General features: G+C 61.8%; 10 protein-coding genes and 2 pseudogenes. 3 read left to right on the top strand and 9 right to left on the bottom strand.

Annotated features, from left to right (window positions below):
• Positions 1-10 precede the first annotated feature (10 nt).
• On the bottom strand, positions 11-1,552 hold the full coding sequence (gene cysS, locus QTA57_RS12945) for a cysteine--tRNA ligase (RefSeq protein WP_290151871.1): 1,542 nt from the start codon (positions 1,550-1,552) through the stop codon (positions 11-13).
• Positions 1,553-1,799: 247 nt separating this feature from the next.
• Between cysS and QTA57_RS12940 the strand changes: the two genes are divergently transcribed.
• From QTA57_RS12940 to QTA57_RS12930, 3 genes are read left to right on the top strand one after another with little or no spacing between them, the layout of a single operon-like run.
• Positions 1,800-2,987: a pyridoxal phosphate-dependent aminotransferase gene (locus QTA57_RS12940; protein ID WP_290151870.1), complete on the top strand. Its 1,188-nt coding sequence runs from the start codon at positions 1,800-1,802 to the stop codon at positions 2,985-2,987.
• A 50-nt stretch (positions 2,988-3,037) separates the two neighbouring features.
• On the top strand, positions 3,038-4,099 hold the full coding sequence (locus tag QTA57_RS12935) for a bifunctional transcriptional activator/DNA repair enzyme AdaA (protein ID WP_290151869.1): 1,062 nt from the start codon (positions 3,038-3,040) through the stop codon (positions 4,097-4,099).
• Positions 4,096-4,923 (top strand): isocitrate lyase/PEP mutase family protein, encoded by an 828-nt coding sequence (locus QTA57_RS12930; protein ID WP_290151868.1) that lies wholly within the window; start codon positions 4,096-4,098, stop codon positions 4,921-4,923. The genes QTA57_RS12935 and QTA57_RS12930 overlap by 4 nt, the downstream gene beginning before the upstream one ends.
• A 48-nt stretch (positions 4,924-4,971) precedes the next feature.
• Here the strand turns inward: QTA57_RS12930 and QTA57_RS12925 are convergent, their stop codons facing one another.
• From QTA57_RS12925 to QTA57_RS12890, 8 genes and pseudogenes are all read right to left on the bottom strand, one after another.
• Complete coding sequence (locus QTA57_RS12925; protein ID WP_290151867.1) at positions 4,972-5,583, bottom strand: outer membrane protein; 612 nt, start codon at positions 5,581-5,583, stop codon at positions 4,972-4,974.
• A 156-nt stretch (positions 5,584-5,739) separates the two neighbouring features.
• Positions 5,740-6,377 (bottom strand): annotated as a pseudogene (locus QTA57_RS12920) (bifunctional 4-hydroxy-2-oxoglutarate aldolase/2-dehydro-3-deoxy-phosphogluconate aldolase).
• Positions 6,378-6,452: 75 nt separating this feature from the next.
• Complete coding sequence (gene edd, locus QTA57_RS12915) at positions 6,453-8,258, bottom strand: phosphogluconate dehydratase (protein ID WP_290151866.1); 1,806 nt, start codon at positions 8,256-8,258, stop codon at positions 6,453-6,455.
• Between the two features lie 158 nt (positions 8,259-8,416).
• Positions 8,417-9,178 carry an SDR family NAD(P)-dependent oxidoreductase gene (locus QTA57_RS12910; RefSeq protein WP_290151865.1) on the bottom strand — a complete coding sequence of 254 codons (762 nt, stop codon included), beginning with the start codon at positions 9,176-9,178 and terminating at the stop codon, positions 8,417-8,419.
• A gap of 90 nt (positions 9,179-9,268) precedes the next feature.
• Positions 9,269-10,398, bottom strand: a pseudogene (locus QTA57_RS12905) (ABC transporter ATP-binding protein).
• Positions 10,399-10,430: 32 nt separating this feature from the next.
• Positions 10,431-12,095: an alpha-glucosidase family protein gene (locus QTA57_RS12900; protein WP_290151864.1), complete on the bottom strand. Its 1,665-nt coding sequence runs from the start codon at positions 12,093-12,095 to the stop codon at positions 10,431-10,433.
• 15 nt (positions 12,096-12,110) lie between these two features.
• Positions 12,111-13,268, bottom strand: coding sequence for a carbohydrate ABC transporter permease (locus QTA57_RS12895; protein WP_290151863.1), 1,158 nt, complete (start codon positions 13,266-13,268; stop codon positions 12,111-12,113).
• A 14-nt stretch (positions 13,269-13,282) separates the two neighbouring features.
• Entirely contained in the window at positions 13,283-14,260 is a 978-nt protein-coding gene (locus tag QTA57_RS12890; RefSeq protein WP_290151862.1) for a carbohydrate ABC transporter permease, read from the bottom strand.
• Positions 14,261-14,298 lie beyond the last annotated feature (38 nt).

The following is a 14,298-nucleotide window of genomic DNA, read 5'->3' as shown; positions in this document are numbered from 1 at the left end:
CTTGCATCCATCACAACCAATCCCGCTCTTTCATGTGCCTTCTCAAACCCAAACGGTAGACTTTCAAACGCTCCAACACCTCGTCCCATAGATCAGCTTTGGTTTTGGTGGAAACCACCTGACCGCCAAGACCTGTGTTAACCATACCGACCCCGCGCAATTTCGGACCCAGTTCCCATTCATAACGGTCTGGCAGGTCCATTATTGCGAAACCAAATTCCTCGCATGCCTCACGCGCTTTATCGGACCACGCGAAGGCTTCCTCGCCGCCCTCGCGATCACCTAACTTGAACCGATCCTTTCCGATGGCCTTGAGCTCGCTTCGAAGCGCCATCAGCGCATCAACTTCTGTTGCAAAAAAAGACTTGTCGATTTCCTGCTCCGCCGCAAACCAAGCTCCTAGCTCGTCGGTCAACAGCCCCATCAGACGAGCGGAGGCGAGCAGCCCCGCCGCATCTCCGGCAGTGGCCAGCCGATACAACTCAGTGACGGCACCTGCCGTATTCAGATCATCAGCGAGTGCATCAATGACTACGGCAGAAGCGCTGGCGGCAGGTTCAGTTCCGGCTGTCAGCGTTCGCCACTTGCGCAAGGTAGCCTGGGCCTCCTTCGCCTTCTTTTCGGTCCAGTCCATTGGCTTGCGGTAATGGGTGTGTAGGAACACAAAGCGGATCACCTCGCCCGGCACACCCTGATCCAAGAGGTCCCGCACGGTGAAGAAATTGCCCAAGCTTTTGGACATTTTCTTGCCCTCGACTTGGAGCATCTCATTATGCATCCAGACCTTTGCGAACCCGCCGCCCGGATGGGCGCAGCACGATTGCGCGATCTCGTTTTCATGATGCGGGAATTGCAGGTCGATCCCGCCGCCATGGATGTCGAAACTCTCGCCCAATAGCTCATAAGACATGGCCGAGCATTCGATATGCCAGCCCGGCCGCCCCCGGCCCCAAGGGCTGTCCCACCCGGGCAAATCCTCGGTCGACGGCTTCCAAAGCACGAAATCCATCGGGTCTTCTTTATAGGGTGCCACCTCAACCCGCGCGCCCGCGATCATGTCATCGACTGATCGGCCCGACAGAGTGCCATAGGCCTCGTAGGACCGCACCCGAAAGAGCACATGGCCCTCGGCCTCATAGGCATGGCCCTTGGCAACCAGATCCGCGATCATATCGACCATTTCCTGGATGTAATCGGTGGCACGCGGCATATGGGTCGGCTCCAACGTGCCAAGCGCGCCCATATCGTCAAGATACCAGCCAATCGTCTCTTCGGTGATCTCGGAAATCGGGCGCCCCGTCTCGGCGGCGCGGGCGTTGATCTTATCCTCCACATCCGTGAAGTTCCGCACGTAAGTCACTGCATTCGCGCCATAAACCTGGCGCAGAAGGCGGAACAGAACGTCGAACACCACCACGGGCCGGGCATTGCCCAGATGCGCCCGATCATAAACCGTCGGCCCGCAGACATACATCCGCACATTCGTCGGATTGAGCGGCTCAAACCGCTCCACGGTCCGGGTTTTCGTGTTCTTCAGACGGATCTCAACCATCAACTTTCGCCTTCTTCGGTCCACAGACGTGGGGTGCCCGGCGGACCTAGCAGCTTCAAGATGTAAGGAAAACAAAGAAGACCGGCCCGCCGACATATGTCAGGTGGGAATGCAAATCCCGCAAATCTGGGTCATCTTCTTGATCATGGGCTTCGTGATACGCGCGGAGCGCACCTGAATCAAGCCTCTTGCCTTCGGTGTTACCCCGTGCCCATCTGCGCCCGAGTCCCAAGATCAAGGAATACCGATGCAACCCTCGACCCGCATCCGCACGCTCACTGGCACCGAAGACGATGGCTGGGGCCTCTTCATTCGGGCCCGGTCGATGATCGCGGCGGGCGAAGAGGTGCTGGAGCTGACGATTGGGGAGCATGACATCCGCACCGATCCCCGAATTCTGGAGGCGATCTTCCGCTCGGCCAGGGATGGGCATACGGGCTATGCGATGGTGCCCGGCATCCCGAAACTTCGGGAGGCAGTGGCCAAACGCCTGCGCGACCGGACGGGTGTGCCAACCACGCCCGACAACATCTTGATCACCCCGGGCGGTCAGGCCGCGCTTTTCGCGTCGCACCATGCGGCCTGCGATCAAGGGGATCGCGCGCTCTTCATCGACCCCTATTACGCCACCTATCCCGGCACGATCCGCGCCGTAGGTGCAGAAGCGGTCCCGGTTCAAGCCCGCCCCGAAGACGGGTTCCAACCACGCCAAGACGTGCTGATGGAGGCCGCGCAAGGCGCGCGGAGCCTGTTGATCAACACGCCCAACAACCCCACGGGCGTCGTCTACACCCCCGATACCATCGCCGGGATTGCGGAGGTTGCCGAGGCGCAAGACCTCTGGCTGATCTCCGACGAGGTCTATGACACGCAAGTCTGGGATGGCCACCATATCAGCCCGCGCGCCCTGCCCGGCATGGCGGAGCGAACGCTTGTGGTTGGGTCGCTGTCGAAAAGCCACGCAATGACAGGCTCGCGGCTCGGTTGGGTTGCGGGGCCGGCGGAGGTGATCGACCGGCTGATCACATTGGCGACGCATACGACCTATGGCGTCCCGGGTTACATCCAAGATGCCGGGCTTTACGCGCTCTCCTTGGGCGCGGAATTCGAGGCTGAGATTGGCGCACCCTTCCGCCGCCGCCGCGATATCCTGAACGCCCTTTTGGCGGGGCAGCAGGTGATCCGCGCGGTCCCGGCGCAAGGCGCAATGTATGCGATGCTGGATATCCGCGCCACGGGTCTGACCGGCGAGGGTTTTGCCAATGCCCTGCTCGATGCCGAGAAAATCGCCGTCATGCCGGGCGAAAGCTTTGGCGATGCGGCGGCGGGCCATATCCGTGTGGCGCTGACCCTACCCGATGACGCCTTCGCCGAGGCGGCCAGCCGGTTGATCCGCTTTGCAACCGCCCGGGCCGCGACCCCCGCGGCGGAATAAACGCCCGATTTCCGGCAGCGAGGTCGCATATCCCGCGTTAGGGTGGTGCCATGCTGATGACCACGCCTGATTCTGACACGCTGTATGAGGCCCTGCTGGCGCGCAATCCGGCCTATGACGGCCATATCTTTGTGGGTGTCAGGTCGACCGGCGTGTTTTGCCGCCTCTCCTGCCCCGCCCGCAAGCCGAAGCGGGAGAATTGCCGCTTCTTCGACAGCGCCGCCGCCTGTCTCGGCGCCGGGTTTCGGCCTTGCAAACGCTGCAATCCGCTGGCGCATCCCGAACCGATGGTGGCGCGTTTGATCGACGCGTTGGAAGCGAACCCGACGCATCGCTGGTCGGAAGCGGATATCAAGGCGATGGGCGTCGATCCCTCCACCCTGCGTCGTGCCTTCAAGCGCGCCTTTGGTCTGAGTTTTCTGGAAATGGCGCGCCATCGCCGCTTGGCCGCCGGGTTCAGCACGCTGGCCGAAGGCGGGCGGGTGATCGACGCGCAACTCGACGCCGGGTTCGACTCGCCCGATGCCTTCCGCCAGGCCGTGACCCGGCTTCTCGGCCTGCCACCGGGCCAATTGCGGAGCGGCGGTCCCCTCACCGCCGATTGGATTGCCACGCCCCTTGGCCCAATGATTGCCGTGGCCAGTCAGCACGCCTTACATCTGCTCGAGTTCATCGATCGCAAAGGTCTGCCGAAGTCGCTGCAACGGCTTTTGAAAGACAGCCACGGCCAACTGGCGCTCGGGCGGAATGACGTGATTGACCGGATGGAGGCGCAGCTCACACGCTTCTTCGACGGCACAGAGGCGCGGTTCGACATTCCGCTGCGCCAACCGGGCACCCCGTTTCAACAAGACGTCTGGACTGCGCTGCAAACCATCCCGGCTGGGACGCGGCGGAGCTATAGCGACCTCGCGACGATCCTCAACCGCCCCGAAGCTGTCCGCGCCGTGGCCCGCGCCAATGGTGCCAACACCATCGCGATCCTTGTCCCCTGCCACCGGATCACCGGGGCAGGTGGCGCGCTGACCGGTTATGGCGGCGGCCTTTGGCGCAAGGATCAACTGCTGAAAACCGAACTCAGTTATGCCCGCCCACCACAGGAGACCTCATGACCCGTCACGACCCCGGCCCCGCCTTTCGTGCCCTGCATCAGCCCGGCAATCCCTTCATCCTTGCCAATGCCTGGGACCAAGGCAGCGCCAAGATGCTGGCGGGTCTGGGTGCGCAGGCGATCGGCACCTCTTCCTCCGCTCATGCTTTCACCCTTGGCCGCCCTGACGGCGGCACGGTCACCCGTGATGAGGCGCTGGCCCATGCCGCCGATCTGGTCGCGGCCACGCCCTTGCCGGTCTCCGGTGATTTCGAAAACGGGTTTGGCGATGCACCGGAAGATTGCGCGGAAACGGTGCGCCTCTCGGTCGAGGCCGGGCTGGCCGGGCTGTCGATCGAGGACACCGCCCTGCCCGAGCAAAGCCCTTACCGGTTTGATGAGGCCGTCGCACGGATTCGCGCCGCTGTGGCCGCCGCCCGCGCCGCGCCGCGCGATATCGTGCTCTGCGCCCGAGCCGATGGCGTTCTCACCGGCCAATACGATATGGACGAAGCGATGCGCCGATGTCTGGCCTATGCCGAGGCGGGCGCCGATTGTGTCTACACGCCGATCCCGCCAAGCATGGAAGACCTGGCCCGGCTCTGCGCCGCGAGTCCTGCGCCGGTAAACGCCCTGGCCGCTGGCCCTTACACCAAGGTCAGCCGGGCCGCGTTTGCCGCCGCTGGTGTCGCGCGCATCTCGCTTGGCTCCGCGCTGGCCAGTGTCACTCATCGGGCGATCTACGACGCCGCCACCGCGATGTTTGATGACGGTGACTTTTCGCCTCTGGCGAACGGGTTTGGGGGCCGGAAATTGGCCGCGATGCTCACCGCACCGACCAAATAGAAAAGCGGGCGCTGGTCATCCCAACGCCCGCTCTCGGATCACACTGGATCAGAAGCGATACGACACACGCGCGCTGACCGTGGTCACATCAACGTCGATGCCGGTGGAGTCGAAATCCTCGAACTCATGGTAGAGAACCTCGCCACCAACCAACCAGTTGTTGCCAAGGTCATAGGCCACGCCCGCACCGGCCAGCCAGCCGGTATCGTCCCGATCGACGCCGCCCATCTCGGCATTGGCCTGCGCCGCACCGACTGTGCCATAGTAGAGCCAATTGCCCGCATCGAACCCGGCGCGCAGTTTCAAGCGGAGGACATCGTCAATCGAGCCCGCGCCTGCGTCCAAATCAAACTCGGTAAAATCATAATCAACTTCGGCACCGATCACGGTATTGCCGAAATCCCAGTTATAGCCGGCATGCAAGCCGCCAAAGCCACCGTCTCCATCGACGTTTGCAGCGCCGCTGGTGCCGACATCGCCATAGCCAAGCTGACCACCGGCATAAAACCCGGTCCAGTCATTTCCAGCGAAGACCGGCGCAGCTTGGGTCACCACCATCGGCTCCGGCTGCGGTTCCTCCAGGTTCCCTGCCAAGGCCGGGCCTGTTCCGGCGACCACGGCCACAGCCATGGGCAGAGCGAGAAGAGATCGTTTACGCATCGAGCGACTCCTTTTCATTATGTCTTGCGCGATGCGCGATACTTGGGGGCAGCAGCCCAAAAGCGATGCAGATTTCGATCATCTTTTTGAACCAGATCGGCAAAATCGCCAATCTGGCAAGGCTTCGCCGCCAGTTTTGCGGGGTTTCGGCTGACCTCAGCCGAGGGCCGCGGCCTCACGCGCAAGTGACGTGATTTGGCCCCAATCCCCCTTGTCACCGCATCTTTTGGGGCGACCCAGCTTCCTCCGGCGCAAATCACATTAGGTAAACTGAGGTAGTCTTGGGCGTTTCTGGGGGACACACCGCCGGTTGGACAGAAGCTGACCTGCGGGATCGGCGCGCCAATGGCCTTGAGCGCCGGCGCGCCGCCTGACGCCTCCGCGGGGAAGAATTTTAACATGTCATAGCCGCGTTCATAAAGCGCCATAACTTCGCTGGCTGTCGCAGCACCTGGCAGAAGCGGCAAGTCGGCCTCTTCACAAGCTGCAAGGAGCTGATCCGTCGCGCCGGGCGAAACGCCGAACTGCGCGCCCGCTTCTTTCGCCGCCGCCACATCCGCAGGGGTCAAAAGCGTGCCCGCGCCGACGACACCGCCGGGCACTTGCGCCATCTCGGCAATCACCTCCAGCGCTGCCGGGGTGCGGAGGGTGACCTCCAGAGCGGGCAAACCGCCGGTAACCAGCGCCTCGGCCAAGGGCCTTGCCTGCGCGGCGTCTTCGACAACAAGCACCGGGACAATTGGGGCCAAAGCGCAGATTTCTCGGGCTTTCTTGCTCGCATGTTGCGGAGTCAATGGATCATCCTTTCGGCTCGGGCACGCGGCATCGGTCGGATGCCTCCGGCGGGGATATTTATAAAGCAGAGAAGATCAGACCACCACGCCCGCGCCATCGGTTGCGGAGCCTGCGGCTTGGCGAAAGATCTCGAACATCTCGCGGCCAATCCCGTGGCTGTTGGCGCTGAGATCCGGTGTGGCGGCGGGGCGGTCGGCGACACCTTGGGTGAGGACGTCCAATGTGCCTTTGGTGGCGTCGACGCGGAGGAGATCACCGGTCTGCAATTTGCCAATGAGACCGCCATCCAGCGCTTCCGGGGCGACATGGATCGCGGAGGGCACCTTGCCGGACGCGCCCGACATTCGGCCATCTGTCACCAGCGCGACCTTGTGGCCGCGATCTTGCAGCACTGCGAGGATCGGCGTCAGCGCATGCAACTCGGGCATCCCATTGGCCTTTGGACCTTGGAACCGGACGACAACCACAACGTCGCGATTGAGTTCCTTGTTTTTGAAGGCTTTTTTCACATCCACCTGACCTTCGAAAACCATGGCCGGTGCTTCGATCACATGGCGTTCCGGCGCGACGGCAGAAACCTTCATGATGCCACGCCCGAGATTGCCGCGCAGCTCGGCCAACCCGCCGGCGGCCTGAAACGGATCGGTGGCTGGGCGAAGGATTTTAGGGTTCAGGCTCTCGCCCGCGCCTGTTTCATAGGTCAGGGTGCCGTCCTTCAGTTTCGGCTCTTCGGTGTAGCGGCGAAGCCCGGTGCCCGCGACGGTTTCGGTGTCGGGGTGCAAGAGGCCCGCATCGAGCAGCTCACCAATCATATAGCCAAGCCCGCCCGCCGCGTGGAAATGGTTCACATCGGCCAAACCGTTTGGATAAACCCGCGCCATCAGGGGCGTCGCCGCCGAAATATCAGCGAAATCCGTGCAGTCGAGGATCACCCCTGCCGCACGCGCCATGGCGACCAGATGGATCACCAAATTGGTCGAACCGCCGGTCGCCATCAGCCCGACAATCCCGTTCACGAAGGCTTTTTCATCGAGGATGTCACAAACCGGGCGATAGTCATTGCCGAGCCCGGTGATCGAGACGGCGCGTTCGGCGGCGGCGGCGGTGAGCGCCTCGCGAAGCGGCGTTCCGGGGTTCACGAAAGATGCGCCGGGAAGATGCAACCCCATGAATTCCATCAACATTTGGTTGGAGTTGGCCGTGCCATAGAAGGTACAGGTGCCGGGGCCATGATAGCTGTCCATCTCGGCTTTCATCAGCGTTTCGCGCCCGACTTCACCGGCGGCAAACTGTTGTCGAACCTTGGCCTTTTCATCATTGGGCAGGCCGGAGACCATCGGGCCTGCGGGAATGAAGATACCCGGAAGATAGCCGAACGTGGCCGCCGCGATCACCAAGCCGGGGACGATCTTGTCGCAGACACCGAGATAGACCGCCGCGTCAAAGGTGTTGTGGCTGAGCGCGACACCGGTGGCCAGGGCGATCACGTCACGTGAAAACAGGCTCAACTCCATGCCAACCTGGCCCTGGGTCACGCCATCGCACATGGCGGGCACACCGCCCGCGACCTGCGCCGTGGCCCCCGCCGCTCGCGCCGCGGCCTTGATCTTTTCCGGATATGTTTCAAAAGGTTGGTGGGCGGAGAGCATATCGTTATAGGCGGTCACGATACCCAGATTTGGCGCGCGTTCCGCCACCAAGCTGCCCTTGTCATCGCCCATCGCAGCATAGGCATGGGCCTGGTTGCCACAGCTCAGATGCGCCCGGCGCGGGCCGTCTTCGGCGGCGCGACGCATCCGCTCAAGATAGGCCCTGCGGGTCTCGCGCGAGCGGGTTTCGATACGGTCTGTGATCTGGGCAATGCGGTCGTCAAGCGGCATGACTCGCTCCTGGGTTCCGATGCGCGCTGCATAACATGTTAGCGCTAACGGCGCCAGAGGGTTTTTCCGCCGCAGCCTGGACTATAGGTTACGAAAATCCGGCGATCCGGGATTTCTTGTAACCTATCCGGCGGTTTCTTTAGGAGATGTTCTCCAGTTCACGCGGGCATGCGTAGCGCGCCGTCAAGCCGGATCGTCTCACCGTTCAGATAGGGGCAGGACATGATGAACCCGGCCAGCCGGGCGAACTCTTCGGGTTGCCCCAGGCGTTTTGGGAAGATCACATCCGCCGCAAGGCCATCCATGATCTCTTGTCCCAGGCCCTCCAGCATCGGCGTGCGGAAAATCCCCGGTGCGATCGCCATGCAGCGGATGCCAAGCGAGGCCAGATCCCGCGCGATCGGCAGCGACATGCCCGCGACGCCCGCCTTGGAGGCTGCATAAGCGGCCTGGCCCTTTTGCCCGTCGAAAGCGGCGACCGAGGCGGTATTGACGATCACCCCGCGTTCGCCATCGGCATTCGGCGTGTTTTTGGCCATCTCGGCACCGGCGAGCCGCAAGACATTGAACGCACCGACGAGATTGATGTCGATGGTTTTCTGAAACTGCCCCAGGGGGTGTGCGCCGTCGCGGCCCACTGTTTTCGCGCCCGTTGCGATACCGGCGCAGTTGATCACGGCGGTGATGCCGCCCATGGCCGCGCTGGCCTCCTTAACGGCCTTGGCCACGCCCTCTTCCGAGGTCACGTCGGTTTCGACAAACGTCACACCGGGCAGCTCCGCCGCGATGGCTTTGCCGCGCGCAGCGCCCAGGTCGAAGATCGTGACGTGCCCGCCCTGCCCGGCCAAATACCGGACGCAGGCCTCACCCAGGCCCGAGGCTCCGCCGGTGACGATGGATTTGCTTTGGGTGATGTCCATGGCGCTGCCCTCCCAGGAATTGAACGAGTGTTCAGTTACAAGAAATGAGCAGATCGGTCAATTGATCGCAGGCGGCGTCCCCCGCCGCGCTTAATGTGGCTGCACGCCCGGCAAAAACACGCCCTGATCCCGGTAGAGCAGCGACACACCGTCTTTGAAGACATGCACCTTTTCGGGCGCGGCTGTGAGCTTCACCATCTGACCGCGAAGGTCTTTGTGGATGCCTGCGAGCTTACCGATCACCGGGTCATGCTCCGGCGCGGATTTTTCGAAATAGAGCAGCGTGACCTCGCCCAGGGCTTCGGTGATATTCACCCGGGCCTGATAGGCGAAATCAGCGGCGTCCGTTTCGACCATATCCTCGGGCCGGATACCAACCTCAACAACCGCCCCCATATCTTCGGGTTTGGACGGGTAATGAGAGGTGATCGTGCCGCCGCCCTCATTGAGTTTCAGCGTCGTCGTCTCACCGGTGCCAACGATCTCCCCCCAAGCAGGTTCATCGCCGGAGAGCCGATGAATTGCGCGACGAATTTCGAGTTGGGACGCTCGTAGAGGTCAAGCGGGCTGCCCACTTGCGCGATCCCGCCCCCGGCCAGAACCACGATCCGCGAGGCCAGCGTCATCGCCTCCACCTGGTCATGGGTCACATAGATCATCGTCGAGTCGGGCATCTGCTCTTTGAGTTGCGCAATCTCGATCCGGGTCGCGACGCGGAGCGCGGCGTCGAGATTGGAGAGCGGCTCATCGAAGAGATAGACCTTGGGGTCGCGCACGATCGAGCGGCCAATGGCGACCCGCTGCCGCTGCCCGCCCGAGAGGGCTTTGGGCAAGCGGTCGAGGAAGTTGGTCAGTTGCAGTTTCTCGGCGGCGGCCTCGACCGCCTCGTCGATCTCGGCCTTAGATTTACCGGCGATTTTCAGGGCGAAGGCCATGTTATCGCGCACCGTCATATGCGGATAGAGCGCGTAGGATTGGAACACCATCGCAATGCCGCGCTCAGACGGGGGCACGTCATTGACCACCTGGCCATCAATCTCCAATGCGCCGCCGGTGATCTTTTCCAACCCCGCCACCATCCGCAGCAGCGTGGATTTCCCGCAGCCGGAGGGGCCGACAAAGACGATCAGCTCGCCAGTGTCGATCTCCAGGTTGATATTGCTGAGCACCTGCACGTCGCCATAAGCCTTTGCGACATCGGTCATCTTGAGCTCGGCCATTGGTGTCTCCTCCCTTTTGTCTTTTGCGGCGCTTAGGATGCGCTGTCTTGAACGCCGAAATAGGCTTGGTATGGGGGCAGCGTGACCGCCCCGTCATCGGTGGATGCGGCGGCAAATGGCGCGCCTTTGTCTTCGCGCCAGTCGCCCGCCGGTAGGTTGATCCGCTGTGAGGTATTGGTGAGGTTGAAGGCGCAGAAAATCTCCGTCCCCTCATAGGCGCGGACAAAGGACACGATGCCATCCGCCGAGGTCACAAACCGGAAATCGCCTTTGGCCAGAACCGGATAAGACCGGCGGAAGCGGATCATCGCGGTGTAGAAGGCCAGCGTACTGCCAGGCTCGGACTCTTGATTGGCGACGGAGCGGTTGAGATGCTCCACCGCCATCGGCAGCCACGGCTTCGCATCGGAAAAACCGCCATTTTGATTGTCGCTGACCCAGGGGATCGGCGTCCGGCAGCCATCGCGGCCTTTGAATTTAGGCCAGAAGCGGATGCCATAGGGGTCTTGCAGATCGTCATAAGAGACATAGGCCTCGGTCAGGCCAAGCTCTTCGCCCTGATACAGGCAGACCGACCCGCGCAGGCAAAGCAGCAGACCGGCATAGAGACGCCGCGCCTCTTCGCCCAGGTTCCAGCGCGAGGGGTGGCGCACGACATCGTGGTTCGAGAAGGCCCAACAGGCCCAGCCATCGCCAATCGTCTCTTCATAATCGGTGATCACCTGCCCGACCCGTTCGGCGGTGGGCGCGATGCCGGAGAGGAACTCGAACGAATAGCACATATGCACCTTGTCGCCGCCCGAGGTGTAATCGGCCTGAATCTGCAGCCCATATTGGCCATCGCCCACCTCGCCCACGGCGGTGGCCGCAGGGTATTCATCCAAGAGCGCGCGGAACCGGCGCAAGAACTCCAGGTTCTCCGGCTGGTTCTTGTCATAGAGGTGATCTTGCCAGTTATAGGGGTTCACCTCAGGCGCAATCGTGGCGTTTCGGGCTTCGGGTGCCAACGCAGGGTTGTCGCGCAACTCGGGGTCGTGGAAGTAGAAATTGATCGTATCAAGGCGGAAGCCATCGACACCGCGGTCGAGCCAGAAGCGGGCGACATCAAGTAATTCCTGCTGCACCTGGGTGTTGTGCAGGTTTAGGTCGGGCTGCTGCTTCAGGAAGTTGTGCAGGTAGTACTGCATCCGCTCCCCATCCCATTCCCAGGCCGACCCGCCGAAGATCGACAGCCAATTGTTGGGCGGGCTGCCATCGGGTTTGGCCTCAGCCCAGACATACCAATCGGCTTTCGGGTTGTCGCGGGAGGCGCGGGATTGCTGGAACCAAGCGTGGTGATCCGAGGTGTGGCTGAGCACGAGATCGATCAGCACTTTCAGACCCAACTCATGGGCCCGCGCGATCAAAGCGTCGAAATCGCCAAGCGAGCCGAACATCGGGTCCACATCGCGGTAATCGCTCACGTCATAGCCGAAATCGAGCATGGGCGAACGGAAGAACGGGCTGATCCAGATTGCATCGACACCCAGATCGGCAATATGCGGCAACCGATGGATGATGCCGGTCAGATCGCCGATCCCATCATGGTTGCTGTCCTGGAAGCTCCGGGGGTAGATCTGATAGATCACCGCCCCGCGCCACCAGTCTTTGTCATGCGCCAGCACGGTTTCCGGCGCGAGGTCCTGCATCAGGTTCATTCGTTTCGTCCGACCTTATTTTACGGAGCCGGCCAGGAGACCGCGCACCAGGTAACGTTGCATTGAGAAGAAGACGACCAGCGGCACGGCGATCGACACGAAGGCGGCAGCGGCCAAGATGCCCCAATCGCCGCCGCGCGAGCCCAGAAGGTCATCGGCGATCCGGACCGTCATCACCCAGCTCTCATCGGAGGACGGCAGGAAGACTTTCGCCACCAGCAGGTCGTTCCAGGTCCAGAGGAACTGGAAGATCGCGAAACTGGCCAGCGCCGGGAATGAGAGCGGCAGAATGATCTTGGTGAAGATCTGGAAATCCGTCGCCCCGTCGACTTTGGCGCTTTCGATGATGTCACGCGGCAGGCCCACCATGTAATTTCGGAGCAGATAGATCGCGAGCGGCAGGCCAAAGCCCGTATGGGCGAGCCAGATGCCCACAAAGCTCTGCCCGATGCCGACCTGCTGGTGCAAGCTCAGGAGTGGCACAAGCGCCAGTTGCAAGGGCACCACCAGGAGGCCTACCACCGCCGCGATCAACAGCCCCCTGCCCGGGAAATCCATCCAAGCCAGGGCATAGGCCGCGAAGGCCGCGATCAAGATCGGGATCACCGTGGCCGGGATTGTCACCGTGAGTGTATTGATGAAGGCCTGGCCCATACCATCGCCGCCAAGCACCGTGTTATAGTTCTCCGTGGTGAATTCCGGCGGCGTTTCAGCCACCACATAAATCCTTGGCGGGCGATCCCCCGGTTCCTCATTGGTGGTGAAAACATAAGACCCGTCCGCATTGACAACGAGCGTGCCGCCATCGCGGTTTTCGGCCTCCTGCCCTGCCGCCGTGGCGCCGGGCTCCCGCCCGGTGATGCCAAAGGCGGCAACCGGCGGATGCTCCGACCCCGCCGGGAAGGTTTCGACCATCTCGGAGGCGTCGAAGACATTGCCCTCGATGATCCAGAGCCCGCCATCTTGGCGAACCTCCCCTTCGGCGCGCAGGCGATAGGCCTGTTCCACAGGCAGAGGTGCCTCCCACCAGGCCGAGGCCGAGATCTGATCCCGGTCGCGGAACGACGAGACCAAGAGCCCGATGGTCGGGATCAGCCATAAGACCACCAGCACAACAACCGAGATATTTACGGCCCAGGTGAGCGAGGATTTGGTTCCAGCGATGCTATCCATATCTCCGCTCCCCCTCAGCGCATTTCTTTGCGAGCTTGGATGATGTTCCAGATCATCACCGGCAGAACCACCAGCATGATCACGAAGGCCACGGCGGTCGCCCGGCCATCATCGCGGAACATGAAGCTCATCATGTAACTGGGCAAAATATCGGTGCCGAAATTGCCGCCGGTCATGGTGTAGACGATGTCGAAGACCTTCAGGACCAGAATGGTGATCGTGGTCCAGACAACCACGATGGTGCCCATGATCTGCGGCACCTTGATCTTGAAGAAGACCTGGAACGGGTTCGCCCCATCGATGATCGCGGCCTCGACAGTCTCCTCAGGGATACCTCGTAGCGCGGCCGAGAGGATCACCATAGCAAAGCCGGTTTGAATCCAGATCAGAATGACCATCAGGAAGAAATTGTTCCAGAACGGGATTTGCAGCGGGTCGAGGCTCTCCATCCCCATCGAAGCGCGCACAGCGTTGATGATCCCGATATCAGGGTCATTGGCGTAGACGAATTTCCAGATCAGCGAGGCGCCGACGAAAGAGATCGCCATCGGCATGAAGATCAGCGATTTGGCGATATTGCCCCAGGAAAGCCTGTCGGTCAGCTGCGCCACCAAAAGGCCGAGGAAGGTAGCCATCGCAGGCACCACAAGGACCCAGAGGAAGTTGTTGAAAAACGCCGTGCGGAAGCCCTCATCGGCGATCAGATTGGCGTAATTCCCGAAGCCGATGAACTCGTCGCCCGCCCGGTTGTAAAGTGAGCGCAAGAAAGAGCCGACAACTGGATAAACCAGGTAGAGGCCAAGCGCGAAGATCGCCGGGAAGAGGAACAGCCAGGGGCGGACCTGATTGGCGCGGTTGATATTGCGGCCCGCATCATTGCCGCGCGCCGGGAAGATCACTTTGTCGAGCAGCATATTGGCGAAGTAGAAATAGCCGATACAGCCGCCCACACCGACGATGATGGTGATGGCACCTTGGACGAGTGGTGACATGGGGCAGATCCTCCCTAATCCCGTTTTCGGGTGTTTTA

The organism is Fontisubflavum oceani, assembly GCF_030407165.1.
GTDB classification, from domain to species: domain Bacteria; phylum Pseudomonadota; class Alphaproteobacteria; order Rhodobacterales; family Rhodobacteraceae; genus Rhodophyticola; species Rhodophyticola oceani.
The sequence above is the reverse complement of the archived record's forward strand: the minus strand, read 5'-3'. Positions and strand labels throughout refer to the sequence as shown.

Excerpts from the sequence above, each read along its gene's own strand:
- edd (WP_290151866.1), bottom strand. The coding sequence starts at position 8,258 with ATGCCGCTTGACGACCGCATTGCCCAGATCACAGACCGTATCGAAACC.
- QTA57_RS12890 (WP_290151862.1), bottom strand. The coding sequence starts at position 14,260 with ATGTCACCACTCGTCCAAGGTGCCATCACCATCATCGTCGGTGTGGGC.
- QTA57_RS12895 (WP_290151863.1), bottom strand. The coding sequence starts at position 13,268 with ATGGATAGCATCGCTGGAACCAAATCCTCGCTCACCTGGGCCGTAAAT.
- QTA57_RS12940 (WP_290151870.1), top strand. The coding sequence starts at position 1,800 with ATGCAACCCTCGACCCGCATCCGCACGCTCACTGGCACCGAAGACGAT.
- QTA57_RS12935 (WP_290151869.1), top strand. The coding sequence starts at position 3,038 with ATGCTGATGACCACGCCTGATTCTGACACGCTGTATGAGGCCCTGCTG.
- cysS (WP_290151871.1), bottom strand. The coding sequence starts at position 1,552 with ATGGTTGAGATCCGTCTGAAGAACACGAAAACCCGGACCGTGGAGCGG.
- QTA57_RS12910 (WP_290151865.1), bottom strand. The coding sequence starts at position 9,178 with ATGGACATCACCCAAAGCAAATCCATCGTCACCGGCGGAGCCTCGGGC.
- QTA57_RS12900 (WP_290151864.1), bottom strand. The coding sequence starts at position 12,095 with ATGAACCTGATGCAGGACCTCGCGCCGGAAACCGTGCTGGCGCATGAC.
- QTA57_RS12930 (WP_290151868.1), top strand. The coding sequence starts at position 4,096 with ATGACCCGTCACGACCCCGGCCCCGCCTTTCGTGCCCTGCATCAGCCC.
- QTA57_RS12925 (WP_290151867.1), bottom strand. The coding sequence starts at position 5,583 with ATGCGTAAACGATCTCTTCTCGCTCTGCCCATGGCTGTGGCCGTGGTC.